Below are 23,361 nucleotides of genomic sequence, written 5' to 3' on the forward strand. Positions count from 1 at the left end.
AATAAACTGCACAGAAGTACGATCGCTCAATTAGGTGGAGAGATGCGATCATGTCAGCCCGAAGCGATCTCATCAGATAAACAGAGCTACAGCTAAAAGCATCAATTTTATAAGAGCCTGAATTCGTTGTCGCCTTGGTAGGGTGATAGTAGCCGTAGCAGATTGGGATAAATGTGAATCAGGCAAAGTGGCTTCAATCATTAATCTGGAGGATAGGTCAGTGGATGCTCAGCTTAGATTAATCGCAAGACCAACATATAGTAGGAGAGCAATTGTCTTCATACATGGGGGATGGTGTCAAGATTGGGGGAAAGACAAAGAGGATCTTAAAGATCTAACCAATTCATTGAGAAGGGCAGGATGGGAAGATTCGATTTATCAATTGTGGTGGGATTCATCGGAAAACCCTTGGTCTAATTTCTACAAGATCGGAAAGATTATGGATCGAGCTAAACAAGTTGGCAGCAATTCCTTCTCTAGCTTAGTGTCGTCAGGAATTACTGAACAAGAAGTTTCAATTCTTGCTTACTCGTTTGGCGCACGTGTTGCTTACTATGCTCTTGAGTCATGGGCAGGACAGCGTAATTTGGGAGATGTAATTTTGTTAGGTGGTGCAATCAAACGGGATAAAAGTAAGAATTGGGGATACGCTGCTTCAAAATTGAATGGGCATCTTTTTAATATCCATAACAAACGTGATCCAATGCTTCAGATATTTCATCAATGTCAAGGTGGAATAAGCCCTTGTGGGCGAAAACCAATAAAGGAGAAACACTCTAGGATTGAGAATATTGATGCATCTGATATCGGGATGCATCATAGTTTGAGAAGATACCTGGAGTATTTACCTAGTTTTACACGTTGAAATGAGGAAAAGTTAAGAAGACCTACAAAAAACAGTGCAGGTCTTTTTAACTGATTAATTGACTGATTTTAGAACTTAGTGAATGGCAATACTCACACAAACTAATTTACAATCCCTTCCCTCTCTCGAACAGCCTGCCAAACATCATTACTGATTGACATTCTGATCCGCCACCATCGCATTGATATGAGTGAAAATTCGATCGAGTTCTGCGGACACGCTTCACGTGAGCCGAAGGCAACGCGTCCAATTCCCCAATCTCTTCAAGTGCCAGTTGATCCGCTTTCTTCTTCTCTAGCAACTCTTCCATCCGAAGCTGTAGCGAGTCGCTAAACTTAAGCAAATTCCATTCACCAACTTTTTCGATTTGGATTTGATGTAGAAGCGAGGATGGTTTGTTAAGAACTGCGCTCATTGCAACCTCTTAATGCTTTATCCCTATTCTATCCAGTCGCTCAACCAAAAAGACCCGCACCGAATAGTGCAGGTCTTTCAACAAACTTCAGAACTTAAACGACTTCGCAAGTTCCGCCAGCGGCTTCGATTTTCGACTTAGCGCCCTCAGTAAATGCTGCTGCTTTCACAGTCAGCTTCACCGACAAGTCACCATCACCCAAAATCTTCAACGGACCATCATCCTGAGTCACAATCCCCGCATCCATCAGCGAAGACAACGTCACTTCAGTTCCAGCCGCCAAGTCAGCCAAATCACCGACATTGATCACCGTAAAGTGCTTACGATTGATCACCGTAAAGTACTTCAACTTCGGCAAGCGGCGATACAAAGGAGTTTGACCCCCTTCAAACCCCGGACGAGTCGGACGACCCGATCGAGATTTTTGACCCCGCATTCCAAAACCACCACTCGCACCTTGACCCGCAGAAATTCCACGGCAAATGCGACGCTTGCGCTTGGTTGAGCCTTTTTGAGGCACAGCATCTTCTAATCTCATCAATGCCTCCTAAACGCCGTAAAGTTTTTCAACTGGAATGTCACGCTCTTGTGCAACATCCGACAGCGTACGTAGCCCGCTTAAAGCAGACACAGCCGCACGCGCATTGTTCAGAGGATTGCCCGAACCGAGTTGCTTAGCGAGAATGTTCTTCACACCCGCAAGCTCAAGCACAGTCCGAACCGCGCCCCCAGCAATTACCCCAGTCCCTGGAGCTGCCGGACGCATCATCACCTTCGCGCCACCACCAGAAGCAGTAGAAGGATGAGGAATCGAGTTCGCCTTGGTCAAAGGAACTTCGATCAGATGTTTTTTACCATCTGCTACGCCCTTCTTCACCGCGCCGATTACGTCACTTGCCTTGCCGACACCGACACCGACTTGACCTTTTTCGTTGCCGACAACCACGATCGCTCTAAAGCTGAGTTTTTTACCACCCTTTACTACTTTAGTCACACGACGGATTTGGACAACGCGCTCCTGGAAATCAGATTCCTTTTCACGGGATTTCTTTTCTTTACCTTTCGCCTTAGCCATATGTTTTGCTCCTAGAAGTTAAGACCAGCTTCACGGGCAGCATCCGCTAAGGTCTGGACGCGACCATGATACAAATTACCACCGCGATCGAACACAACTTGCTCGATGCCTTTTGCTTTCGCACGTTGGGCAATCAACTTGCCCACTTCAGATGCGGCCGCACAGTTTGCGCCCGATTCGATCTTGCCTTTCACTTCTGGATCAACAGTTGATGCAGAAGCAATGGTCGCTTGAGCGACATCATCGATTAACTGAGCATAAATATGCTGGTTCGATCGATAAACGGCTAACCGAGGACGCTCTGGAGTGCCAGAAACCCGGCGACGAATTCGCTGGTGGCGCTGGCGTGTAGATTCTCGACGACTTACTTTGCTCATGGTTTATTTCTTCCCTTTACCGCCAGTCTTACCAACCTTGCGACGAACCTTCTCGCCTGCATAGCGAATCCCTTTACCTTTGTAAGGCTCAGGCGGACGGACTGCCCGAATCTTCGCGGCTGTGTTTCCAACGATCTCTTTATCGATGCCCGTAACCGTAACGTTGACGTTGTTTTCAACCTGGAATTGAATCCCGTCCGGTGGTTCGATCAGTACAGGGTGGCTATAACCCATGTTCATGTTCAAGTTTTTGCCTTGAACCGCAGCCCGATAACCGACCCCTTGAATTTCGAGGCGGCGGCTAAAGCCTGTCGAAACTCCTTCAACCATGTTCGCAACAAGTGTACGGCACAATCCATGCCGCTCTCTTGCCATCCGAGAATCATTCACGCGATCGACGTTTACCGTATCGCCTTCAGTTCTGATGGTGACTCCCGCAGGCAGAACTCTTGTGAGTTCACCTTTGGGTCCCTTTACCACGACTTCTTGACCGTTGATCGTGATCGTCACCTTAGCGGGAAGCGTAATAGGACGTTTTCCAATCCGAGACATAGCTAATTTCCTCTATCGTACAGATGCGTTAAATTCACATCTCTAACGTTGGGCAACCCAATCGACCAACAATTACCAGACGTAGCAAAGGACTTCTCCGCCAACTCCCGTTTTCCGGGCATCGCGATCGGTCATAATGCCGCTTGAGGTGGACACGATCGCAATTCCGATCCCGCCTAAAACGCGAGGAAGGTCTTTACGGTTCGAGTACACGCGCAAACCGGGGCGGCTCACCCGCTTCAGCGCGGTGATGATCGGTTTGCGGTTCTTGCCTTTGTATTTCAAGCCAAGAACTAGGTTCTTTTTCGGAGCTTCGCCGACTTCTTCCACTGAAGAAATAAAGCCTTCAGAGACCAGTACCTCAGCGATACTGCGAGTCATACGAGTCGATGGAACTTCGGTGGTTTGGTGACGCGCTAAGCTTGCATTCCGAATGCGCGTCAGCATATCTGAAATAGTGTCATTCGCTGCCATAGTTGCCTCTGTGATTTGACTGCATTTACTGATCGCGGAAGGGCATACCCATTTCTTTCAGCAGGGCGCGTCCCTCTTCGTCGGTGTTTGCAGTCGTGATGATTGAAATGTCCATCCCCCGAATTTGATCGACACTGTCGTATTCGATTTCGGGGAAGATCAATTGCTCTCTCAGACCGAGGGTATAGTTTCCTCGTCCGTCAAAACTTTTCGGGCTAATACCGCGAAAGTCCCGAATCCGAGGCAGCGCGAGGTTCATCAAACGGTCCAAAAAGTTATACATGCGGTCAGCTCTGAGCGTCACCATCACCCCAACTGGCATTCCTTGACGAATTTTGAAACCTGCGATCGCTTTTTTAGCGCGAGTTACAACAGGTTTTTGACCAGTGATGATTGCGAGTTCGTTGACAGATGCTTCAAGCGCTTTCGCATTCTGTGACGCTTCGCCCAGACCCCGATTCACGGTGATCTTGACGACTTTGGGAACTTGGTGGACGTTGGTGTAACCAAACTGCTCTCTGAGTTTGGGAACGACTTTTTCTTCGTACGAGGTTTTCAGTCTGTTGGACATTGTTTTAGTTCCTCCCTGGGCTTGGTCAGGGCTAAGTTAAGTTCAAGGGCTAATCAATGATTTCGCCAGTTTTGATCAGTTTGCGAACCTTGCGACCATCTTCGGTGAAGGTGTAGCAAACTCTGGATGCAACTTTTTGCTTTTCGGAATACAACATGACATTCGAGCTATGGATCGGAAATTCATAGGTCTCGATACTGCCCGATTCGCCTTCGCCTTTTGGCTTAACATGCTTGGTTTTGATGTTTACGCCTTTGACGATGACTTTGCTGAGTCTAGGGAAAGTGCGAACAACCTCGCCCACTTTACCCTTGTCGTTTCCAGAAATCACTTGTACAGTGTCACCCGTTTTAACGTGCATTTTCAGTGCAACGGGGGACTTTTTCTTCTTAAGTGCCATCTACAGCACCTCCGGAGCTAGAGATACGATTTTGGTGAAGTTCTTCTCACGAAGTTCACGAGCGACGGGTCCAAACACACGCGTGCCTCTGGGATTTCCGTCTGCGTTGATGATGACCGCTGCGTTGTCGTCGAACCGGATGCTCATGCCGCTGTCACGACGTAAAGTTTTCCGGGTGCGAACGATCACGGCTTTCACCACGTCCGACTTTTTCACTGCCATGTTCGGGGTTGCATCCTTCACGACAGCAACAATGACATCACCAATGCCGGCATAGCGACGATTGCCGCCCAACACGCGAATGCACATCAGTTTCCGTGCGCCGCTGTTGTCTGCCACATTGAGATAGGTTTCCTGCTGAATCATGTCCGTCTCCTAGTAGGGTTAGGCTTTGGTACTCAGGATCTCAAGCACAGCCCAGCGTTTGGTGCGGCTTAAGGGGCGAGTTTCTTGAATCCGAACGCGATCGCCTTCTTTGCACTTGTTTTCTTCGTCATGTGCTTTGTAGCGCTTGGTTCGGACTACGATTTTTCCGTATTTGGGATGCGCGGTACGGCTTTCGACCGCAACCACTACCGTTTTGTCCATTTTGTCGCTGACAATTACGCCAACTCTTTCTTTGACTGCCATTTGGGATTACTCACCTTTCAACTGTCGTTCACGTTCTACGGTCAAAAGCTGCGCGAGGCGGTGCTTAAGATGTTTGAACTGATGGGGTTTATCGAGTTGACGAGTCCCTTGCTGCATTCGGAGTTGAAATAGCTCTTTCTTGACAGCCAGAATTTGATCTGAGAGTTCCTCGTCTTTGAGTTCGCGTGCGTCCGCAATTTTTGGAAGTGCCATGATTTATGATTCCTCCTCGACGACTTGCTGACGGGTGATGAATTTAGTTTTGATCGGGAGTTTGTACTGGGCGAGTCGCATTGCTTCTCTTGCAGTTTCTTCGGGCACTCCTGCGATCTCGAACATGATCCGACCCGGTTTAACGACTGCAACCCAGTATTCAGGCGCACCTTTACCAGAACCCATCCGGGTTTCTGCGGCACGTGCAGTGACGGGTTTGTCAGGGAAAATCCGAATCCAGATTTGTCCACCCCGGCGGATGTAGCGCGTCATCGCTCGACGGCTAGCTTCAATTTGGCGCGATGTGATCCAGGTTGGCTCTAGGGCTTGTAAGCCGAAGTCACCGAAGTTGAGTTGACTTCCGCGTGTCGCCAATCCTCGCATCCGACCGCGCTGCTGCTTACGGAATTTTGTTCTTCTTGGGCTTAACATTGGTCGATACCTGTAAGGTCTGTGGGTGGGGAGTGGGGAGTGGGGAGTGGGGAGAGCAAGATTCCGCTTTGACAGTCTTTTTCTCCCTATTCCCTACTACCCGCTGTTTCTACCCTTCATTCGATCGGTCTTCAAAACGCTGACGACGCTGCTGGCGACGACGGGGCTGTTGGTTTGGCGCGACGACTTCTGCTTCGCGCTCTTGTCCGGGTAGGATTTCTCCCTTAAATACCCAGATTTTGATCCCCAACGTTCCGTAGATCGTTTGTGCAGTGGTGTAAGCGTAGTCAATATCTGCTCTCAAGGTGTGCAGGGGAACTCGACCTTCGCGAGTCCACTCTGGACGAGCAATTTCAGCTCCGTTCAGACGACCACTCACTTGGATCTTGATTCCTTCAATGCCAGCCCGCTGAGCGCGTTGGATTGCTTGGCGAACGACACGGCGGAACGAAACCCGACGCTCAAGTTGTTCAGCAATGTACTCTCCAATCAACATTGCATCGGCATCGACTCTCGCTACTTCCACCACGTTGATGCGGATTTGACGATCGCTGTTGCCCAATACTTGCTGAAGGTTTGTTCTCAACACTTCAATTCCAGCACCACCGCGTCCAACAACAACGCCGGGGCGAGAGGTACGGATTTCTAAATCAATCTGGTCAGCTTTCCGCTCGACTCGGATTTCGGAGATCCCGGGCTTCTTCAAGTTGTCCAGATTCTTCGGATTCTTCATGAAGAAATTCCGAATCTTGTGGTCTTCTTGCAGCAGTTCGGGATAGCGATCGGCTTCTGCAAACCAGCGCGATCGGTGTTCTTTAATCACACCCAGCCGAAATCCATTGGGGTTAATCTTTTGTCCCATTTTGGTTGTTCTCCCTTATGAATCTGCGCCTGGAGCAACACCGATCGTGATGTGACACGTCGGTTTGCGGATTTGATATGCCCGCCCTTGTGCTCTCGGTCTAAACCGCTTTAGCACAGGTCCTTGGTCAGCATAAGCCTGACTGACAACCAAGCTTCCCCGGTTTAATCCTTCGTTATGCTCAGCGTTGGCTGCCGCCGATCGTAAAACCTTCAAGACAGGCTCACACGCGCGATACGGCATGAATTCTAGGATAATCAGCGCTTCCCGATAGGAACGACCGCGAATTTGATCCAGAACTCGACGCACCTTAAAAGGTGACATCCGAATGTACTTGGCTACTGCCTTAACTTCTCCTTGGATTTGTGTCGCCATTGTTTCTATCTCCGCGATTTCTTATCGCCGCCGCCATGTCCCCGGTAAGTCCGAGTCGGCGCAAATTCACCTAGCTTATGTCCAACCATTTGTTCGCTCACATAGACTGGGACATGGGTTTTGCCGTTGTGTACGCCAAAGGTCATGCCAATCATTTGCGGCAAAATGGTGGACGCTCTCGACCAAGTTTTGATCACTTGGTTGTCTCCTTTTGCCCGTGCTGCTTCCACTTTTTTCATCAAGTGGTCTGCAATAAAGGGACCTTTTTTCAATGAACGTGCCATCGTTTATCGTCTCCTTAACTACGATTCGCGTCCGCCACGTCCGCGCTTAGAAGTCTTACGACGACGACGCACGATCAAGGCGCTGCTGAGTTTCTTCTTGTTGCGAGTCTTCGCACCCAAAGCGGGTTTACCCCAAGGTGTAACAGGACCAGAACGTCCAATGGGCGCGCGTCCTTCACCACCACCATGTGGGTGATCCACTGGGTTCATTACACTACCACGAACTTCAGGACGACGACCTAAATGACGTTTCCGACCTGCTTTTCCTAAGCTCTGGTTGCGGTGCTCGGTGTTGCCCACCTGTCCAATCGTGGCGTAACACTCTTTGCGAACTTTGCGAACTTCAGTCGAAGGCAGTTTTAAGGTGACATAGTCGCCTTCTTTCGCGAACACTTGAGCCGCAGCACCTGCAGCACGAACAATCTGTCCGCCTTTACCCGGTTGAAGCTCAACGTTGTGAACGATCGTACCGAGAGGAATATTCTCTAAAGGCAACGCGTTTCCAACTTCGATCGGTGCATCTGCACCCGCTTGTACTTTCGTTCCAACTTGCAATCCGACTGGATGTAAGATGTAACGCTTTTCGCCGTCCGTGTAGTACAGCAATGCGATGCGAGCGTTGCGGTTCGGATCGTATTCGATCGCAGCAACATTCGCGACGACTCCACGCTTGTCGCGTTTGAAGTCGATGATTCGATAGAGTTTTTTGTGACCGCCGCCCCGGTGACGACAGGTGATCACGCCTCGGTTGTTCCGTCCTTTCTTGCGGTGCTTGTATGTCACCAAAGACTTTTCGGGTTCCGATTTCGTGACTTCCGCGAAGTCAGTCACGCTGCGTTGGCGAGTGCCGGGGGTATAGGGTCGATAATTTCGGATGCCCATAACTTGCTCTCTTGGTGGTTATACTTGTTCGGGGAACAGCGTGATCGAGTCGCCTTCTGCAAGGGTGACGATCGCTTTTTTGTAGGTGGGTTTGTACCCGATGTACTTGCCGACCCGTTTCTTCTTGCGAGGAAGATTCATGGTGCTGATTCCAGTCACCTTGACATCGAATAAGTATTCGATCGCGGCTCTGATTTCAGGCTTGGATGCTTTGGGCATCACTTCAAACGTGTATTGATTCAGTTCTAGTAACCGAGTCGCCTTTTCCGTAATCAGCGGACGGCGAATCAGATCGGCTAGGTTGCGGGGATCAGTCTTCACCGTACACCTCCTGGATTTTTTCTAATGCGGCAGATGTCGCAACAATATGATCTGCGTGCAGCAAGTCATACACATTGAGGTTGTTTGCTGAGATCAGCCTCAGTCTTTCAACGTTGCGAGCCGAGAGATAAACATTATCATCGCGTTCAGCCACGATCATCAAGACTTTCGATCCCGCTTCAACACCCCAACGAGACAGCGCTGCAACTAATTCTTTCGTTTTCGGGCGCGGCAGCTTTGCTGCAAAGTCCTGCACGACGATCAAATCTTCTGCGCGTCCTTGGAATGCCGTTCTCAGCGCTAAGCGACGCTCTTTCCGGTTCATTTTGATCGAGTAATCTCTGGGTTTCGGTCCAAAGATCACACCGCCCCCTCTCCACAGCGGAGAACGGCTCGAACCTGCACGGGCACGACCAGTTCCTTTCTGTCTCCAAGGCTTGCGTCCACCACCGCGCACTTCCGATCGCGTTTTGGTTGAAGCATTACCTTGACGTACATTCGCCAACTGACGAACCACAGCACGGTGCAGAATGCCAGCTGCACTTTCGGGTCTTGCGGTTTTTAATTCGATTGCGGCAGTTCCCGACTCTTTGCCGTCCCAATCTTTTACTTTAAAGTCTGCCATTGTCTATTTGCTCCCGACGATCGTAGCGGGCACGATTTCTACCAGCGCACCGGGTTTTCCAGGAACTGCACCTTTGATCAAGATCAAGTTGCGTTCTGCATCGACGCGCACGATGGTCAACTTCCGAACTGTGGTACGAGTTCCACCTAAGCGACCTGCCATGCGCTTCCCAGGATAAACCCGTCCAGGAGTTGTACCTGCTCCAGTCGAACCTGGTTCACGGTGGTTTTTAGAACCGTGCGACATTGGACCTCTGGCAAAATTGTGACGTTTCTGATAACCGGCGAACCCACGTCCGATGCTAGTTCCAACCACGTCTACAATTTGACCTGCCTCAAACAAATCAGCTTTCAATTGCTGACCGAGGCTGTAGTCTCCTGCGTTATCGACTCGATATTCCATCAAGTGGCGCAGAGGCGGAGATTCTGATTTTTTCAGATGACCAAGCGCGGGCTTGTTCAATGCTTTCTCGGTACATTCGCCATATCCGATTTGGATTGCAGAATATCCGTCTGTTTCTTTAGTTTTTACCTGCGTCACGGGGCAAGGACCTGCCTGAATGATGGTAACGGGGATTGCTCTCCGCTGTTCATCAAACACTTGTGTCATGCCCAGCTTCGTGCCGACAATTCCGACAGCCACTGTTTTTCTCCTGTTTTACACGTTATGCAGAATCAGCGAACCCAACGATCGCCGCTCTGCGTCTCAAGTCACTCCAACGGATCCACGGTCGGACAACCAGAAGAATCTTGCCCCAAGGAGATTGGAGGCAGCGGATTCCGCGTTTTTAAGTTGGTTTCTTCAAGCATTTATCGAAAAGCTGATAGTGCATCTGCTCTGAAAATGCGATTTCCGATCGGACTTAAGTAGGGTTGCTACTCAGTTTCCAGGAGTCGGAATCTACTCGCGAAGAAAGACTGATTTGGCTCAGCTTCTTGCTCGAAGGGTTGCAAGTTCTGGGAGGCTTTACTGTGCGCTCAAGCACACATAAAAATGCTCTCGGAGTTTTATCCAGAGAGATTTCCCGGAAATTGCCCAACTGAATTTTAGCGACAATTAAACACTATAGGACACAATTGGTAAAACTGTCTAGAAATTTTTCAGCGTGTGGACAGGAGGAAAACTGAGCGAGCGGGAATCTACCACTTTTAGAATGGGTAATGATGCTAAGGCGGCTAGTCTACTATGAGGTGAAAATACAATCTCTTATCCGAATAAAATGTTAGGCTGAGGTTGTAGTAATTGTGAAGCCTGCGGAGGCAATGGAACTGTTGAACAAGGAGTTGTTTGTCAAAGCCTTTTTCGCTAACCCTTCAACCTTAGGCTTACATGATTCGACTCGAATTCATAGTATTAAGTTTGGCTGTCATCCCAAGTATTAGCGGCTCTCGTGCTGCTAGATGCTGCCCAACTTCACGATATAACCGATACTATTGTCTGGATGACTTTAACGAACAAGGCAGAATCCTCTTTGACTTGCTGTGTAATGAACTTGGATGTTATGGGCTTAAAAAGCCACTTGAGGTTGACCTAAAATCAGAGATTTCTGAATTCTCTGCTACCATCAAGTCGCAGGCTATGTCAATTACTTTCCAAAAACTGAAAGCTCCTAATCAGAATGAAGCTCTCCACCAATTTTGGTCTCACATACATTCAGGCCTCATTCAGGTCTTAGGTCTCAAGTCTTCATAAATTCACCTTTGGTAAGGCGAAATCACTACCCTAAATTGCCGAGGTTCAGGGGTTAGGAGTTCGATATTGATTTGGGAGAAGTCTACTCCGTCAAACTTTCCAACACTAGCCATTTTGTTGATCTTTGCGACGACGTGCAGAGATTCGCTTTGCTAGAGCTAGACTACGATCGTTGTTGACGATCGCAATGTACCGTAAGTTACTCCCAGTTGTTTGAGCCATTTGCGGTAGGCGAGAGAAGCGCGATCGCTCGGCAAGTGAAATTCTGTCTGACCATCCAGCGGCAATCGTTTTGGACGATGGGATTCTAAATTTCCGACATCTTGCAGCATGACCTCATCCTGAAACGCCTCCATCTCTGCTTCGGATAGGTGATGAGCATAGTTCAATGCTCCCCATACCCATCCAAGACATTCTTCTTCAGAAACAGGGGTCATGTAAGTTAAAAGCACCATCGTTTGACCGTCTTCCCGTTTCTTCATCAGGGCAGCAGTTAAGGGACGGAGCGTCCAATATTCGTAAGTAGCAATACCTCCCTGTCCAGTTCCATCGGGATCGGGCTGCCAGACTTGGATATTCTTCATGTAAATGCCTGTATCGATCGAATGTACCTCATAGTCTTCGATCACAGGTTGACTAGGTTCTCCTAAAATTCCGGCATGGACAAACGGAAAATGAGCTACATCGAGAAAATTCTCAATGGCTCGCAATCCACTACAGCGACAGTAATGCCCACCGCTGAGGTAGGTCTGAAATGTCGGATCATTCCATTCAGGAAACGGAGCAACTGATGTAGGCGGGTTGCCGAGCGCAACGAAAACGACCCCATACTGTTCTTGCACCGCAAACGATTTCACACAGGCTTGTTTTGGTGGGACATAGTTAGGATGAGCCGGGACTTTAACACATTGTCCTGCTGAGTTGTAAGCTAAGCCATGATAAGGACAGACCAGCGTGTTATTTACTACAGTGCCATTGGAAAGTTGCACGCTTCGATGTGGGCAGCGATCTTCCCAAGCTATTGCGCCTGTATTCTGCCCGCGCCAAAGGACTAAATCGGTGCCGAGTAGCCGCGATCGCAGAATGGTTCCAGGTTTGAGATCAGCTGACCGAGCAACAGGATGCCAGTCATTCCACAGAATCGGATCAATCATAGGATTCGCTTCACTAATATGGTTCTTTGAGATGAGGAAATCCTGAATGCTATCAGTGTCTGACTAGCACCTTATCCACGACGGGTAGATTCGAGAGCCTTGGAATTGCTTTCATTGAGCACCGGGAATTTATGCAGGATGAAGTTACTAAAAGCAAATTTACTCTTTCCTCTGATTCTCTGTCTGTAAAGAAAGTAACGGGGGTCAGGCTTTGTTCTTGTTGGACAATCGTGCCTCTCGATAACTAATAGCACCCATTTGGAGGCTATCAGAGCAGCATAAATCCGCGCTAAAAAGTAAATTTCAGACTTCTGGTGGTGCTTCAGTGGGGGGTAGCTCCTCTTCACCAAAGGTTTCGGGCCAGGGGCGAGTTGTTGTCACATCTTCTTCGATCTCCATTGCAGCCGCAACAAAGAATTCTGGAGGGAGCGTTAATGTTGAAAGATTCGTCAGTTGAGCCAGATCCTCGATCGCGCTTTTTGCAGATTGATATCTTGATCGATAGTCACGATGGACTAACTTCGACAGAATAGCAGCGAGGGAACCACTGACAATTGCGCGATCGCGCCAAGCAATTTCTCCTGTCTCTGGATCTTCTTGCAATTGGCTAGGAGGTAATCCAGTCAGTGCCTGAATGCCGATCATTCCGACCGCATACAAATCACTGTTTAATCGAGGGTTTCCTGCACATTGCTCGGGTGGCATATACCCTTGAGTCCCAATCCCGATCGTCGCTGTTGCAATATCGCCTTCAGCCAGTTGTTGATGAAGTTCTTTAACGGCTCCAAAGTCGATGAGGACGAGCTTTTTATCGCGCGATCGCACAATGATATTACTGGGTTTAATATCCCGGTGAATCACATTTCGACTGTGAACGAAATCGAGGATTTGTAAGAGATCTTGCAGCAAAGGAACAATGCGAGATTCCGGCAGATGTCGCCCGATTGTGAGATCTTCACTCAGCATCGAACCTGCAATGAATTCTTGAATGAGATAAAACTCTCCATCCTCCTCAAAGTAAGCCAGCAATCGAGGGATCTGATCGTGTTCGCCTAATCGCTCTAAGCTCTGGGCTTCAGATCTAAACAAGCGACGAGCAAGCTGTAAATGTCGAGGATTGTTACTCGCTGGACGCAAATGTTTGACTACACAAGCTGGATTGCCAGGACGTTGACTATCTTCTGCAATGTAGGTTTCACCAAAGCCACCTGAACCGAGAACTTTAGTAATCTTGTAGCGTCCGCCAAGCTGTTTCCCTAAAATTTCTTGCTCGTGCTCTTGGAGTAGAGTCTGAAACTCTTCTTGATCTCGAATCAGTTCTTGCACTAAGGGTGCTCTGGCAAATTGTTTGAGCGTCTTGCGGAAAGCTAATTTGTTGCGGTACTCATGCGCTAGACCCGTCCCCAAGAAGGAAACTCCGGTGAGGAGCATAGCCGCGATCGGCACAGCGATCGGTAAAATCATCAAGCCCTGCGTGAATGTCGCATATCCGATTCCTGCCCAAAAGAGCGCAATTGCTCCTGCCCAACCGAGTCTTCCTGTTGGACGTTTGGTTTGCATTTGCAAAAATCCAGCACTCAGGACTAATCCCGCGATCGCGAGTCCAGCAAGACTGGAATTCGGAAATGCATTGCGAATCGATTTATTCTCGAGCAGAGTTGCGATCGCATTGGCATTCAGTTCAATTCCAGGCATCATGCCAACGGCAGTATTCAAACTAGGGCTGATATTGGAAGCGGTAACCCCAATTAGCACAATTTTGTCTTTGAAAACCTGTCCTCGTTTGAGAAAATCGCTATTCCAATTCTCTTCTGATAAAACATTCCAAAATGGAATCGTCGTCCGACTGAATGTGCCATCACCGCCATGCAAAAAGAGATTTTCTCCTCGTGCAGTTGAAGGCGGTAGGTTCGCCGATCGCAAAACCGCATCTGCAAACGGCAAAATCTTTTCCTCATCAAACAATGCCGCCATTTCAGGAGACGATCGCACCTTCTGCACTGCCGCACTGCCTAAGCGATGAATCTTCTCGTTAGCCTCTCTTGGATACTCAATCAATCCATAGGAAATATTCGCGGCTCGGAACGGACAAAATGGCAGCGATAGCCGCATTTGTTCACCTTGGCGATTATCTAGACGGCTGGTTTCGACCGCTAACGTAATTCGCCCACCATAGCGTTGTAAAACTTGCTGGAGTTGGCGATCGTCTTCTGCAAGTTTCTGATTCGGTTGAGTACAATCTGTCGAAACCTCAGTTTCCCCAAAGCTCGGCAAATCCAGAATTAAGTCCACCCCAACAGCTTTTGCTCCAGATTGCATGACTCGATCAATCGCTTTTGCATAGGCAGAGCGTCGAGGTAAGCGACCTGATCCTGAAAGTTGCAGCAGCGTTTCATCATCGATCGCCAAAATCACAATCTTATCCGGAGTCGCAACTGCTCCTCGGATACGCAACATAGCACTCTGAATCTGGCGCTCCCAGTATTGAGCAGATTCGGGTTCGATCGCAGTGACCAGACCTGCAACCAATGCCCACAAAACCAGACAGCCCTGCCCCAATCGAATAAATTTGGTGTCCTTCTTAGTCGGCGATTCTGTTGGGGCGATTGCGCGATCGATTGAATCGTCCTCTAGCGGCATGGTCTCAGTCGTCAAGTCTCCTGGCTGCTTCACCGTCGTCTGCTGAAACAAACCAGACCGTAACCCTGATTTTAGGGTGAGCGTCAACGCCTGAAATAATCCAGCAGGAGAAACTTTCTTTGACATCTTAGATACAGTCGCACTCAACAAACCGGGACGTTTGATCAATCACACAAAATCGCTTAAGTCAGGACGGTTTTCGATCGAACTTGTTCTATCCCTAATCATACGAGTAGAAGCTGACGCCTCGTCGAATGCAATACTGATAATCTGACTGTTAAGATCTATCTAATTGCCGAGGAACTGCCGCGATCGCTCACGTTCACTAAAGTAAAGGTCTATTCCCTATTGCTGTATAAATCTAATTTAAAATGTTAGGAAAACTCCGCCACATCCAGATGAATCGTGTCAGCTGTCCCTCACTTTGGTTTTATCTGTTACTAAAACAAAGTGGATTTATTCAAGGACAACTGACGATTGAAGCCGATTAGAAGCTGCGACCTATCGCACTTGTAACGGAGAAATGTCAGTATTTATCCATAAATCGAGTCGCGCACTAAATCTGAATTCCGTGGAATTCTAAGTTTTTTTAGTCCGCTCTCAGTTTTCCGTTGCTAGAATTAATTATTCACATATCTTGCTTATACAAGTTCTACGTTCTCTAGCTTCTATGCATTACTCAATGAACCGTCTCTCTATTTTTGTAGACGGAAACAATATGTTCTATGCCCAACAAAAAAACGGCTGGTTCTTTGATCCAAAACGTGTTTTAGAGTATTTTACTTCTGAAAAGAACGTTGAGCTAATTAATGCTTATTGGTACACCGGATTGAAAGATCCCCAAGACCAGCGGGGCTTCCGAGATGCTTTGATCAGTTTGGGCTATACGGTTCGGACAAAGATTCTCAAGGAGTATTATGACGATACTTCGGGTCGATATTCGCAGAAAGCGAATCTTGATATCGAGATCGTTGTGGATATGTTTAACACGGTCGAGCAATACGATCGCGTGATTTTATTCAGCGGCGATGGCGATTTTGAGCGCGCGATCGAACAACTCCGCTCGAAAAACACCCACATTACGGTGGTTTCGACAGAAGGAATGATTGCGCGTGAGCTTCGGAATGTCACCGATCGATATATTGATCTCAACGACATTCGTGATCGCATCGAAAAGGCTGAATATTAGTCAACATTTCATCACGCGATTCATCGGCGTACTACAAAAAGCGCTACAATCACTACAGAAATTCTGACAGGATCTATGCCCGAAGGCTGAAATGCTATTCGGGCATCGGTTTTAGCAGAATTTGATTGTTTCTCTACAAAAAATACACTCCAAAAAACAGTCGAGCTATGAACGCATCTAAATCTGACGATCGCATTCTGATTTTCGATACCACCTTGCGCGATGGCGAGCAGTGCCCCGGCGCAACCCTTAACGTGGATGAAAAACTTACGATCGCGCGTCAGCTTGCTCGACTCGGAGTTGACATTATTGAAGCTGGATTTGCTTTTGCTAGCCCTGGAGACTTCGAGGCGGTTCAGAAAATTGCCCAAGCCGTAGGTACACCGGAAGGGCCGACGATTTGTAGCTTGGCTCGTGCGATTCCCGCAGATATCAAAGCGGCAGCCGAAGCGCTCAAACCCGCTGCAAAACCTAGAATTCACACCTTTATCTCGACCTCTGATATCCACTTGGAATATCAGCTCAAGAAATCCCGCGCGGAAGTTTTAGCGATCGCTGAAGAAATGGTCGCCTACGCGAAATCGTTTGTCGATGATGTGGAATTTTCGCCGATGGATGCAGCCCGTTCCGACCCTGAGTATCTGTATCAGGTGTTAGAACGCGCGATCGCAGCAGGCGCAAAAACCATCAACATTCCTGATACGGTTGGGTACATGACTCCGAGCGAATTTGGGGACATGATTCGCGGCATCAAAGAAAACGTTCCCAATGTCGATCAAGCGATTATTTCTGTGCATGGTCACAATGATTTGGGCTTAGCGGTCGCCTGCTTCCTCGAAGCGGTGAAAAATGGAGCACGTCAGCTTGAATGTACGATCAACGGCATTGGCGAACGGGCTGGAAATGCCTCGCTCGAAGAACTGGTGATGGCGCTGCACGTGCGGCGATCGTATTTCAATCCTTATCTCGGTCGTCCGGTTGAATCGGAAACGCCTTTGACTGGAATTCATACGCAAGAGATTTACAAAACCTCGCGTTTGGTTTCGAGTTTGACAGGAATGTTGGTTCAGCCCAACAAAGCGATCGTCGGAGCGAATGCGTTCGCGCATGAGTCGGGCATTCACCAAGATGGAATGCTGAAAAATCGGCAGACCTACGAGATCATGGATGCGAAAACGATCGGGCTAAACGATACTCTACTCGTCTTGGGCAAACACTCGGGACGGAATGCGTTCCGCTCTCGCTTGGGCGAACTAGGATTTGAACTGACCGACCAAGAACTGAACAAAGCATTTGTCCGGTTCAAAGAATTGGCAGATAAAAAGAAAGAAGTCACCGATCGCGATTTGGAATCGATCGTCAATGACGAAGTTCAGCATGTGCCGGAGTTGTTCCGTTTAGAACTCGTTCAGGTTTCTTGCGGCGATTCAGCTTGTCCGACCGCAACCGTGCGCTTAATTACTCCGGATGGAGATGAGCTAACGGATGCAGCTACCGGAACAGGGCCAGTCGATGCAGTTTACAAAGCGATCAATCGAGTCGTAAATGTGCCGAATCAATTGATCGAGTTCTCGGTGCAGTCCGTCACCGCAGGCATTGATGCGATCGGGGAAGTTACGATTCGATTGAAATATGGCGATCGTGTTTTCTCAGGTCGTGCTGCGAACACGGATATTATCGTGGCATCGGCTCAAGCTTATGTAAACGCCCTGAATCGTCTGTATGCTTCCTTGCAAACTGCGGATAGTCAGCAGGTGATTGCATCTCAAACGACGGTCTAAACAGACAATTGATCTTTGAATCCCCTCAAGTTCTCTTTGAATCAGGAGACTTCAGGGGATTCTTTTCAAGTTTGGGTCAGCCAAATCCTTGAATTGGGTATCAATCGCCATACCCTGATTCTTTCAAAAACTTCCGCAAGTTCACGAAATACTCTTCACGATCGCTTTCCTGATAAACCTGCCGTAACCGCTTCCAGCCGTCCTCTTGCTGACCAAGCAAATACTTATCTGCCAAGTAAGCTGCCAAAATCCCCCGCACATCGGCATCGTTCCCCTTCACTTCCTGATACGCTTGCCAGAGCCGATAGGCATGACTATGAATGAGCTTGGGATATGTGCGAGTCACATCGATCATCTTGCCATTCTCAAACCGCCAAATCTGAATCGGAAACGCTGAGGCTGCATAGCTCGTAAACGCATAGGCAAAGCTATCATTCGCGCTCATAAATTCGACTTTTCCATCTCCCTCCAAATCTTGCAGTTGATAGCCCAAATTCCCCCAAAATGCCCGTGACTCAACATATTGCTGCTGCTTCGCATCGTAGTGATAAATCAGCGAATACGTGCAGCAATGCGCGCCACCTGTAAAGAAATCGAGAATCACTTCAGGCTCTTGGTCGCCGTTGAGGTCACGCACCAGGAAACTATCTTGATCTTCTGCATTCCAATCCAGCAGGGGTCGATCGTATTCTTCAGAGCCAGGAGCCTTGTCAAAAACAGTTTGATTGGAGCGCTGAATTTTCAAGCGCAGATTTTGAACTTGCGGAAATTCGTCAGGCTTGCGATCGCGCTCATACGACAATTCTGCTTTCACATTGCCTTGCTGAACGGTCTTAGTGACCGTTTCTGCCCGAACCGAAGCCACCGCCATCCCAAACACACCAATTCCCGCCAACACGATCGCCCGGATAGTCATCATAAAAAAATGCAGTCTCAGAAACTGCATTTAACTACCATTCACGAGTTCGGAATTACGAATTGCGATCGTTCGGGTTGCGGACGATATTTCCAGTAGTGTGACATCGCAAAATGCAGCGGTTTTACCAGCGCATACAGCAGAGTCAAAATGATGAACGTAATGACAATCGTGATCATCGGTTGTCGATCAAACACATCTCCAACCAGGCTAGCTGCCACATCGTTCCAATGCGTCAAAATATTCCAGCTATTGAAGCGTAAAAAGCGCCCGAGAAAAATCCCGATCGCGCTCAGTGCATGTAAAGTTAATTCCATCGGGAAAACATAGTGTCTTAACCCGCGCTGTTTCAAATAATATCCAGCATTCATTAATGACATCACATACGCTTCAAATCCCGCTGTCAGGAATACAACAAACAACGGAACATAAATGAGGGTAACAACCCAAATCGAAGCACCTGCACGCACCCAGTTCACAAAATGAATAATATCAGTGAGAATATAGGGCGCATTGGGAAGAAATGCGACAAAGACTGCAACTCCAAGCCACCAGAATAAGGAGCGGTGACGATATTCGATCGCCGTTTTCACGATAGGTGTTCGTCGAAACAGAAACACGCTCAAAACCAAAGGGATAAATGCTAGGAAAAGGTTCCAGCCTATCCAATCTGCATGATTCACGACTGTCCGGATCGCTTCTGAAACCAACAACTTGATCGAAAAGTCCATAATTCAGTATTGAGAAATTACTTTTGATGCAAATTTAACGGCTCGATTTGTCGATCGTATGACAACCCCATAAAAAAACCCCGGAGATTTTCCGGGGTTCCTCTGAATGATTAGAGATTGAGTTGGTTTCCGCGACGATATTGGGTGTAAGCGGCAACAAACAAACCTGCTAACGTGACAGGCACTAATCCCAGCACGATGCCAAGCAAAATTGGCTCAACCATGTCTGAACTCTCCTCAGTTTGTAAGATTTTGAAACTTAAATCATGAAGGTTTCTTTATTCCTATCTTAGCCCCTCTTGTAGCTCCAACGCTGAAACACCTTTTATTCTCCAGAACTTTTGCAAGATTACAGATTTCGGTGCAGCAGGGGTTCCCGAAAGTTGTTAAAATCTGTTTAGTAAATGAGTGAATATTTTTTACAGTCCTTTTCCTTGATATCCTCTTTTGAACGAGCAACTTGTCAAATCTGAAGGGTTATCCCAAAGAATTATTACGATCGTGCTAGTGGTTTGTTTTGCGATCGTAGTGGCGCTTTTGGGTGCAACCCGATTGCACCGACCTGACCCCTATGTCCAGGAGGTGTTATCGCTGCATGGGGATTCAGTTCAAGGTCATGCGATTTTTCAGATTAACTGTGCTGGATGTCATGGAATCATGGCAGATGGCAAAGTTGGTCCTAGTCTGAAAAATGTTTCCGATCGAAAATCTCCTCCCCGGCTGATCAAGCAGGTGATCAGCGGACAGACTCCTCCAATGCCCAAATTTCAGCCTAGCCCGCAAGAGATGGCGGATTTGCTGAGCTATTTAGAGAGTCTCTAGCAAGCTCCACAATCAATTGGATAGGGAGATAGAGAGAAATCTAAAATCATGGTTCTCCCCACTCCCTACTCTATAAAGTTCCGGATCAGAATAAAAAGTACCGCTGCGCCATCGGTAACACCGTTGCAGGCTCACACGTGAGCAATTCTCCATCTGCACGCACCTGATAAGTTTCAGGATCAACCTCCATCTGCGGCATTGCATCATTTAATTTCATATCCCGCTTCGTCAAGCTCCGAATTCCCGACACCGGAACTAACTGTCTTTGCAGATTCAGCGAACCCAATCCGCCTTTCTTGAGCGAAGCTTGTGAAACAAAGGTGAGGGAAATCGGCGCGATCGCACCTCCAAAACTGCCAAACATCGGACGCATATGCACAGGCTGTGGAGTCGGAATACTTGCATTCGCATCTCCCATCTGTGCCCATGCAATCATGCCACCTTTGATCACCAGTTCTGGCTTCACGCCAAACATTGCAGGTCGCCATAGACACAAATCAGCCAATTTCCCAACTTCGACTGATCCCACATGGTCTGCAATGCCATGAGTGATCGCAGGATTGATCGTGTACTTGGCGACGTAGCGTTTTGCGCGGAAATTGTCATTGCGATCGCTATCTTCTGACAAAGCGCCGCGCTGAACTTTCATCTTGTGACCAGTCTGCCAAGTCCGAATGATTACTTCTCCAATCCGCCCCATCGCTTGCGAATCCGAAGACAACATACTGAAAGCACCGATATCATGCAGGATATCTTCAGCCGCGATCGTTTCTCGACGAATCCGAGATTCTGCAAACGCCACATCCTCTGGAATACTGGGATCAAGATGATGACAGACCATCAACATATCCAGATGCTCATCCAGCGTATTCAGTGTGTAAGGTCGGGTCGGATTTGTCGAAGAAGGCAGAACGTTTGCCTCACCACAGACTTTGATAATGTCTGGAGCATGTCCACCTCCTGCACCTTCGGTGTGATAGGTGTGAATGACTCGATTTTTGAACGCTGCGATCGTATCTTCGACAAAGCCCGCTTCATTGAGTGTATCCGTGTGAATCGCAACCTGCACATCATACTCATCTGCAACACTGAGGCAGGTATCGATCGCGGCGGGCGTTGTTCCCCAGTCTTCATGGAGCTTTAACCCCATCGCGCCTGCTTTAATTTGTTCTTCAAGCGCATCCGGTTGACTTGCATTTCCTTTCCCCAAAAAGCCTAAATTCATCGGAAATGCTTCAGCCGCTTGCAGCATCCGATGAATGTACCAAGGACCAGGAGTACAAGTCGTCGCATTCGTTCCCGCAGCAGGTCCAGTTCCACCTCCAATCATGGTCGTAATGCCAGATGCGATCGCGACTTCAATCTGTTGGGGACAAATGAAGTGAATATGGGTATCAATTCCACCTGCCGTAAGAATCATGCCTTCTCCCGCGATCGCTTCGGTTCCTGGTCCAATGATGATAGTCACATTGTCTTGGATGTAGGGGTTACCCGCTTTTCCGATCGCATGAATTTTGCCGTCTTTGATGCCGATATCCGCTTTGACGATTCCCCACCAGTCGAGAATCAGCGCATTCGTAATCACTGCATCGACTGCACCCTCTGCATTCGTAATCGGAGACTGCCCCATGCCATCCCGAATGACTTTTCCACCGCCAAATTTCACTTCATCCCCGTAAGTCGTCAAGTCTTGTTCGACTTCGATGATCAATTCAGTGTCAGCTAAGCGAACGCGATCGCCCACAGTTGGACCAAAAGTTTCAGCATAGGCGCGGCGATTCATGCGATAGCTCATAGGGCAACCTCAGACAAATTCTCGGTTGTTTATTATCAGGGTAATTTTTCTAAGTTCTGGATGCCTTTAGGATTTTGACGGATTTTGGGGGAGTGGGGAGTGGGGAGTAGGGAGCATGACTTGTGGCTAGATCCAGCCTAATGAGAGTGCTTGATAAATCGCTTGATATCGGGTTTTTGCTTGCAACTTGCTCAGTACGTTGTTGATGTGAAACTTCACTGTGCTCTCACTAATAATTAAATGTTCAGCCACATCGCGATCGCGGTGTCCTTGCGTGAGCAGCGTGAGAATCTCGACCTCTCGTTCCGACAAAATCGAGGGTGACACAATCGAAGTATAAGGAACACTCAGAACAATCTGAAGCAGTTTTTGGTCAGAACTTAATTGGGTTTGAATGTCGCGATGTTTAGAAGTGGGAAAAATGCGATCGAAAGATGCCGCTAACCATCGAACAGCATCTGGTTCAGCAATTTTTGCTGTGGGAACGGTTGCTTCGAGTGAAACTGCACTCTCACTGTAGATCAAGCGACCATAAGAGCAGTCCACAGTGCTGAGAACTTCGGCTGCTTTGAGAAACCCATAGACAATCGACGGTGCTAAACTTCGCTCTGTCCCTACTAGCGTCAATCGTGCTGTTTTCAACACAGTTACAAGTTGCTCAGACAGCATGAGTTCACTAGCTTGGTTAGTAGAAATCAACTGACTATGCTGTGTTTGCTGATACTGAATTGCAGTATCTAAAGAAATGGTGACAATCGTGCAGAGCGTTTGTAAAACCTCCAAAAATTCGGGAGCTAGCACATGGCGGCTAAACATCGCGAGTACGCCAATCACGCGATCGTGGGCAACTAACGGATAGCCTGCAAAGCCTTGAATTCGATTGTCGATTGCCCAGTCTCGATCGCCCACCCAAGACTCAGCAGGCAGATTGTTACTCAAAAAAGCAATGCGATTTTGCGCGATTTTGCCAACTTTGTAAGCGCCGAGCGGAACTCTAGCAAATCTGCCATCCGTGCGAGTATGTAGCCCTGCGGATGCAACGAGTCGCAGCATCGCTTGATCAGTGTCGAGGAGCCACAATCGAGCCATTGCAAAGTCGAACCGATCAATTAATCCGGTGGTGACTGTTCGCGCAATTTCTTCCGGAATCAGACAGCCTGAAAGCGTTTGAGCAATCTCATTGATCTGTTGCAAATCGAGCAGAATCCTTGCCGAATCAGCGATGCTTGGCAGTTGGGGCATTAGAAATCTCGATCGAAGAATCTAGTGACTCGATTATACTGCCGGA

Annotated in this window: 30 protein-coding genes; 4 read left to right on the top strand and 26 right to left on the bottom strand. The window is 48.2% G+C overall.

The window, feature by feature from the left end; genetic code table 11:
- Positions 1 to 220: 220 nt before the first annotated feature.
- Positions 221 to 865, top strand: coding sequence for a DUF726 domain-containing protein (locus LEPBO_RS0103985; protein ID WP_144056141.1), 645 nt, complete (start codon positions 221 to 223; stop codon positions 863 to 865).
- A gap of 106 nt (positions 866 to 971) precedes the next feature.
- Here LEPBO_RS0103985 and LEPBO_RS36110 read toward each other — a convergent pair whose 3' ends face one another.
- The 21 genes from LEPBO_RS36110 to LEPBO_RS0104100 form a co-directional block, all read right to left on the bottom strand.
- Entirely contained in the window at positions 972 to 1,280 is a 309-nt protein-coding gene (locus LEPBO_RS36110) for a hypothetical protein (RefSeq protein ID WP_239741283.1), read from the bottom strand.
- A 94-nt stretch (positions 1,281 to 1,374) separates the two neighbouring features.
- A complete protein-coding gene (gene rplO, locus LEPBO_RS0103995; RefSeq protein ID WP_017286244.1) occupies positions 1,375 to 1,818 on the bottom strand; it encodes a 50S ribosomal protein L15 in 444 nt (147 codons plus the stop codon).
- A 9-nt stretch (positions 1,819 to 1,827) separates the two neighbouring features.
- Positions 1,828 to 2,355 carry a 30S ribosomal protein S5 gene (gene rpsE, locus LEPBO_RS0104000; protein WP_017286245.1) on the bottom strand — a complete coding sequence of 176 codons (528 nt, stop codon included), beginning with the start codon at positions 2,353 to 2,355 and terminating at the stop codon, positions 1,828 to 1,830.
- Positions 2,356 to 2,366: 11 nt separating this feature from the next.
- Positions 2,367 to 2,732: a 50S ribosomal protein L18 gene (gene rplR, locus LEPBO_RS0104005; RefSeq protein WP_017286246.1), complete on the bottom strand. Its 366-nt coding sequence runs from the start codon at positions 2,730 to 2,732 to the stop codon at positions 2,367 to 2,369.
- Positions 2,733 to 2,735: 3 nt separating this feature from the next.
- Entirely contained in the window at positions 2,736 to 3,284 is a 549-nt protein-coding gene (rplF, locus tag LEPBO_RS0104010; protein WP_017286247.1) for a 50S ribosomal protein L6, read from the bottom strand.
- Between the two features lie 72 nt (positions 3,285 to 3,356).
- Positions 3,357 to 3,758, bottom strand: coding sequence for a 30S ribosomal protein S8 (gene rpsH / locus LEPBO_RS0104015; protein ID WP_017286248.1), 402 nt, complete (start codon positions 3,756 to 3,758; stop codon positions 3,357 to 3,359).
- 25 nt (positions 3,759 to 3,783) lie between these two features.
- Positions 3,784 to 4,329 (bottom strand): 50S ribosomal protein L5, encoded by a 546-nt coding sequence (rplE, locus tag LEPBO_RS0104020; protein ID WP_017286249.1) that lies wholly within the window; start codon positions 4,327 to 4,329, stop codon positions 3,784 to 3,786.
- 49 nt (positions 4,330 to 4,378) lie between these two features.
- Entirely contained in the window at positions 4,379 to 4,729 is a 351-nt protein-coding gene (gene rplX / locus LEPBO_RS0104025) for a 50S ribosomal protein L24 (protein WP_017286250.1), read from the bottom strand.
- The gene (rplN, locus tag LEPBO_RS0104030; RefSeq protein WP_017286251.1) at positions 4,730 to 5,095 is read right to left on the bottom strand and encodes a 50S ribosomal protein L14; all 366 of its coding nucleotides are present in this window, start codon (positions 5,093 to 5,095) and stop codon (positions 4,730 to 4,732) included. It lies immediately after the preceding gene.
- Between the two features lie 18 nt (positions 5,096 to 5,113).
- On the bottom strand, positions 5,114 to 5,359 hold the full coding sequence (gene rpsQ, locus LEPBO_RS0104035) for a 30S ribosomal protein S17 (RefSeq protein ID WP_017286252.1): 246 nt from the start codon (positions 5,357 to 5,359) through the stop codon (positions 5,114 to 5,116).
- A gap of 6 nt (positions 5,360 to 5,365) precedes the next feature.
- A complete protein-coding gene (gene rpmC / locus LEPBO_RS0104040) occupies positions 5,366 to 5,572 on the bottom strand; it encodes a 50S ribosomal protein L29 (RefSeq protein WP_017286253.1) in 207 nt (68 codons plus the stop codon).
- 3 nt (positions 5,573 to 5,575) lie between these two features.
- Entirely contained in the window at positions 5,576 to 6,004 is a 429-nt protein-coding gene (gene rplP / locus LEPBO_RS0104045; protein ID WP_026148407.1) for a 50S ribosomal protein L16, read from the bottom strand.
- A gap of 109 nt (positions 6,005 to 6,113) precedes the next feature.
- Positions 6,114 to 6,866, bottom strand: coding sequence for a 30S ribosomal protein S3 (gene rpsC, locus LEPBO_RS0104050; RefSeq protein WP_017286255.1), 753 nt, complete (start codon positions 6,864 to 6,866; stop codon positions 6,114 to 6,116).
- A gap of 15 nt (positions 6,867 to 6,881) precedes the next feature.
- Entirely contained in the window at positions 6,882 to 7,241 is a 360-nt protein-coding gene (gene rplV / locus LEPBO_RS0104055; RefSeq protein ID WP_017286256.1) for a 50S ribosomal protein L22, read from the bottom strand.
- A 5-nt stretch (positions 7,242 to 7,246) separates the two neighbouring features.
- Complete coding sequence (gene rpsS, locus LEPBO_RS0104060; protein ID WP_017286257.1) at positions 7,247 to 7,525, bottom strand: 30S ribosomal protein S19; 279 nt, start codon at positions 7,523 to 7,525, stop codon at positions 7,247 to 7,249.
- Positions 7,526 to 7,543: 18 nt separating this feature from the next.
- Positions 7,544 to 8,407 (bottom strand): 50S ribosomal protein L2, encoded by an 864-nt coding sequence (gene rplB / locus LEPBO_RS0104065; RefSeq protein WP_017286258.1) that lies wholly within the window; start codon positions 8,405 to 8,407, stop codon positions 7,544 to 7,546.
- 18 nt (positions 8,408 to 8,425) lie between these two features.
- Positions 8,426 to 8,728, bottom strand: coding sequence for a 50S ribosomal protein L23 (locus LEPBO_RS0104070; protein WP_017286259.1), 303 nt, complete (start codon positions 8,726 to 8,728; stop codon positions 8,426 to 8,428).
- Complete coding sequence (rplD, locus tag LEPBO_RS0104075; protein ID WP_017286260.1) at positions 8,718 to 9,353, bottom strand: 50S ribosomal protein L4; 636 nt, start codon at positions 9,351 to 9,353, stop codon at positions 8,718 to 8,720. The genes LEPBO_RS0104070 and rplD overlap by 11 nt, the downstream gene beginning before the upstream one ends.
- 3 nt (positions 9,354 to 9,356) lie before the next feature.
- Positions 9,357 to 9,995: a 50S ribosomal protein L3 gene (rplC, locus tag LEPBO_RS0104080; RefSeq protein ID WP_017286261.1), complete on the bottom strand. Its 639-nt coding sequence runs from the start codon at positions 9,993 to 9,995 to the stop codon at positions 9,357 to 9,359.
- 1,208 nt (positions 9,996 to 11,203) lie between these two features.
- Positions 11,204 to 12,199 carry an aromatic ring-hydroxylating dioxygenase subunit alpha gene (locus LEPBO_RS0104095; protein ID WP_017286263.1) on the bottom strand — a complete coding sequence of 332 codons (996 nt, stop codon included), beginning with the start codon at positions 12,197 to 12,199 and terminating at the stop codon, positions 11,204 to 11,206.
- Between the two features lie 303 nt (positions 12,200 to 12,502).
- Positions 12,503 to 14,965 (bottom strand): protein kinase domain-containing protein, encoded by a 2,463-nt coding sequence (locus tag LEPBO_RS0104100; protein ID WP_017286264.1) that lies wholly within the window; start codon positions 14,963 to 14,965, stop codon positions 12,503 to 12,505.
- A 556-nt stretch (positions 14,966 to 15,521) separates the two neighbouring features.
- Here LEPBO_RS0104100 and LEPBO_RS0104110 point away from each other — a divergent pair.
- Together LEPBO_RS0104110 and LEPBO_RS0104115 are read left to right on the top strand one after the other, a co-directional pair.
- Entirely contained in the window at positions 15,522 to 16,028 is a 507-nt protein-coding gene (locus LEPBO_RS0104110) for a LabA-like NYN domain-containing protein (protein ID WP_239741285.1), read from the top strand.
- 167 nt (positions 16,029 to 16,195) lie between these two features.
- Entirely contained in the window at positions 16,196 to 17,809 is a 1,614-nt protein-coding gene (locus LEPBO_RS0104115) for a 2-isopropylmalate synthase (protein WP_017286267.1), read from the top strand.
- Positions 17,810 to 17,909: 100 nt separating this feature from the next.
- On the opposite strand, the gene LEPBO_RS0104120 is transcribed toward LEPBO_RS0104115, so the two are convergent.
- The 3 genes from LEPBO_RS0104120 to petG form a co-directional block, all read right to left on the bottom strand.
- Positions 17,910 to 18,728 (bottom strand): hypothetical protein, encoded by an 819-nt coding sequence (locus tag LEPBO_RS0104120; protein WP_026148411.1) that lies wholly within the window; start codon positions 18,726 to 18,728, stop codon positions 17,910 to 17,912.
- Positions 18,729 to 18,766: 38 nt separating this feature from the next.
- Positions 18,767 to 19,456 carry a DUF1361 domain-containing protein gene (locus LEPBO_RS0104125; RefSeq protein ID WP_017286269.1) on the bottom strand — a complete coding sequence of 230 codons (690 nt, stop codon included), beginning with the start codon at positions 19,454 to 19,456 and terminating at the stop codon, positions 18,767 to 18,769.
- A 110-nt stretch (positions 19,457 to 19,566) separates the two neighbouring features.
- Positions 19,567 to 19,680, bottom strand: coding sequence for a cytochrome b6-f complex subunit V (gene petG, locus LEPBO_RS0104130; protein ID WP_017286270.1), 114 nt, complete (start codon positions 19,678 to 19,680; stop codon positions 19,567 to 19,569).
- 223 nt (positions 19,681 to 19,903) lie between these two features.
- Between petG and LEPBO_RS0104135 the strand changes: the two genes are divergently transcribed.
- Complete coding sequence (locus LEPBO_RS0104135) at positions 19,904 to 20,278, top strand: c-type cytochrome (RefSeq protein ID WP_017286271.1); 375 nt, start codon at positions 19,904 to 19,906, stop codon at positions 20,276 to 20,278.
- 85 nt (positions 20,279 to 20,363) lie between these two features.
- Here the strand turns inward: LEPBO_RS0104135 and ureC are convergent, their stop codons facing one another.
- Positions 20,364 to 22,073, bottom strand: coding sequence for an urease subunit alpha (ureC, locus tag LEPBO_RS0104140; protein WP_017286272.1), 1,710 nt, complete (start codon positions 22,071 to 22,073; stop codon positions 20,364 to 20,366).
- 126 nt (positions 22,074 to 22,199) lie between these two features.
- Entirely contained in the window at positions 22,200 to 23,315 is a 1,116-nt protein-coding gene (locus LEPBO_RS0104145) for a LuxR C-terminal-related transcriptional regulator (protein ID WP_017286273.1), read from the bottom strand.
- Between the last annotated feature and the right edge of the window lie 46 nt (positions 23,316 to 23,361).

It is taken from the genome of Leptolyngbya boryana PCC 6306, from assembly GCF_000353285.1.
GTDB lineage: Bacteria > Cyanobacteriota > Cyanobacteriia > Leptolyngbyales > Leptolyngbyaceae > Leptolyngbya > Leptolyngbya boryana.

Bases quoted from the DNA above. Each gene is read 5' to 3' on its own strand.
- rplB (WP_017286258.1), bottom strand. From the start codon at position 8,407: ATGGGCATCCGAAATTATCGACCCTATACCCCCGGCACTCGCCAACGC.
- LEPBO_RS0104125 (WP_017286269.1), bottom strand. From the start codon at position 19,456: ATGGACTTTTCGATCAAGTTGTTGGTTTCAGAAGCGATCCGGACAGTC.
- rplF (WP_017286247.1), bottom strand. From the start codon at position 3,284: ATGTCTCGGATTGGAAAACGTCCTATTACGCTTCCCGCTAAGGTGACG.
- rpmC (WP_017286253.1), bottom strand. From the start codon at position 5,572: ATGGCACTTCCAAAAATTGCGGACGCACGCGAACTCAAAGACGAGGAA.
- LEPBO_RS0104145 (WP_017286273.1), bottom strand. From the start codon at position 23,315: ATGCCCCAACTGCCAAGCATCGCTGATTCGGCAAGGATTCTGCTCGAT.
- ureC (WP_017286272.1), bottom strand. From the start codon at position 22,073: ATGAGCTATCGCATGAATCGCCGCGCCTATGCTGAAACTTTTGGTCCA.
- rplE (WP_017286249.1), bottom strand. From the start codon at position 4,329: ATGTCCAACAGACTGAAAACCTCGTACGAAGAAAAAGTCGTTCCCAAA.
- rpsH (WP_017286248.1), bottom strand. From the start codon at position 3,758: ATGGCAGCGAATGACACTATTTCAGATATGCTGACGCGCATTCGGAAT.
- rpsE (WP_017286245.1), bottom strand. From the start codon at position 2,355: ATGGCTAAGGCGAAAGGTAAAGAAAAGAAATCCCGTGAAAAGGAATCT.
- LEPBO_RS0104100 (WP_017286264.1), bottom strand. From the start codon at position 14,965: ATGTCAAAGAAAGTTTCTCCTGCTGGATTATTTCAGGCGTTGACGCTC.
- rpsC (WP_017286255.1), bottom strand. From the start codon at position 6,866: ATGGGACAAAAGATTAACCCCAATGGATTTCGGCTGGGTGTGATTAAA.
- LEPBO_RS36110 (WP_239741283.1), bottom strand. From the start codon at position 1,280: ATGAGCGCAGTTCTTAACAAACCATCCTCGCTTCTACATCAAATCCAA.
- LEPBO_RS0104120 (WP_026148411.1), bottom strand. From the start codon at position 18,728: ATGATGACTATCCGGGCGATCGTGTTGGCGGGAATTGGTGTGTTTGGG.
- LEPBO_RS0104095 (WP_017286263.1), bottom strand. From the start codon at position 12,199: ATGATTGATCCGATTCTGTGGAATGACTGGCATCCTGTTGCTCGGTCA.
- LEPBO_RS0104115 (WP_017286267.1), top strand. From the start codon at position 16,196: ATGAACGCATCTAAATCTGACGATCGCATTCTGATTTTCGATACCACC.
- LEPBO_RS0104110 (WP_239741285.1), top strand. From the start codon at position 15,522: ATGAACCGTCTCTCTATTTTTGTAGACGGAAACAATATGTTCTATGCC.
- rplD (WP_017286260.1), bottom strand. From the start codon at position 9,353: ATGGCAGACTTTAAAGTAAAAGATTGGGACGGCAAAGAGTCGGGAACT.
- rplV (WP_017286256.1), bottom strand. From the start codon at position 7,241: ATGGCGACACAAATCCAAGGAGAAGTTAAGGCAGTAGCCAAGTACATT.
- rpsQ (WP_017286252.1), bottom strand. From the start codon at position 5,359: ATGGCAGTCAAAGAAAGAGTTGGCGTAATTGTCAGCGACAAAATGGAC.
- rplN (WP_017286251.1), bottom strand. From the start codon at position 5,095: ATGATTCAGCAGGAAACCTATCTCAATGTGGCAGACAACAGCGGCGCA.
- rplO (WP_017286244.1), bottom strand. From the start codon at position 1,818: ATGAGATTAGAAGATGCTGTGCCTCAAAAAGGCTCAACCAAGCGCAAG.
- rplR (WP_017286246.1), bottom strand. From the start codon at position 2,732: ATGAGCAAAGTAAGTCGTCGAGAATCTACACGCCAGCGCCACCAGCGA.
- rplP (WP_026148407.1), bottom strand. From the start codon at position 6,004: ATGTTAAGCCCAAGAAGAACAAAATTCCGTAAGCAGCAGCGCGGTCGG.
- rpsS (WP_017286257.1), bottom strand. From the start codon at position 7,525: ATGGCACGTTCATTGAAAAAAGGTCCCTTTATTGCAGACCACTTGATG.
- petG (WP_017286270.1), bottom strand. From the start codon at position 19,680: ATGGTTGAGCCAATTTTGCTTGGCATCGTGCTGGGATTAGTGCCTGTC.
- rplX (WP_017286250.1), bottom strand. From the start codon at position 4,729: ATGGCACTTAAGAAGAAAAAGTCCCCCGTTGCACTGAAAATGCACGTT.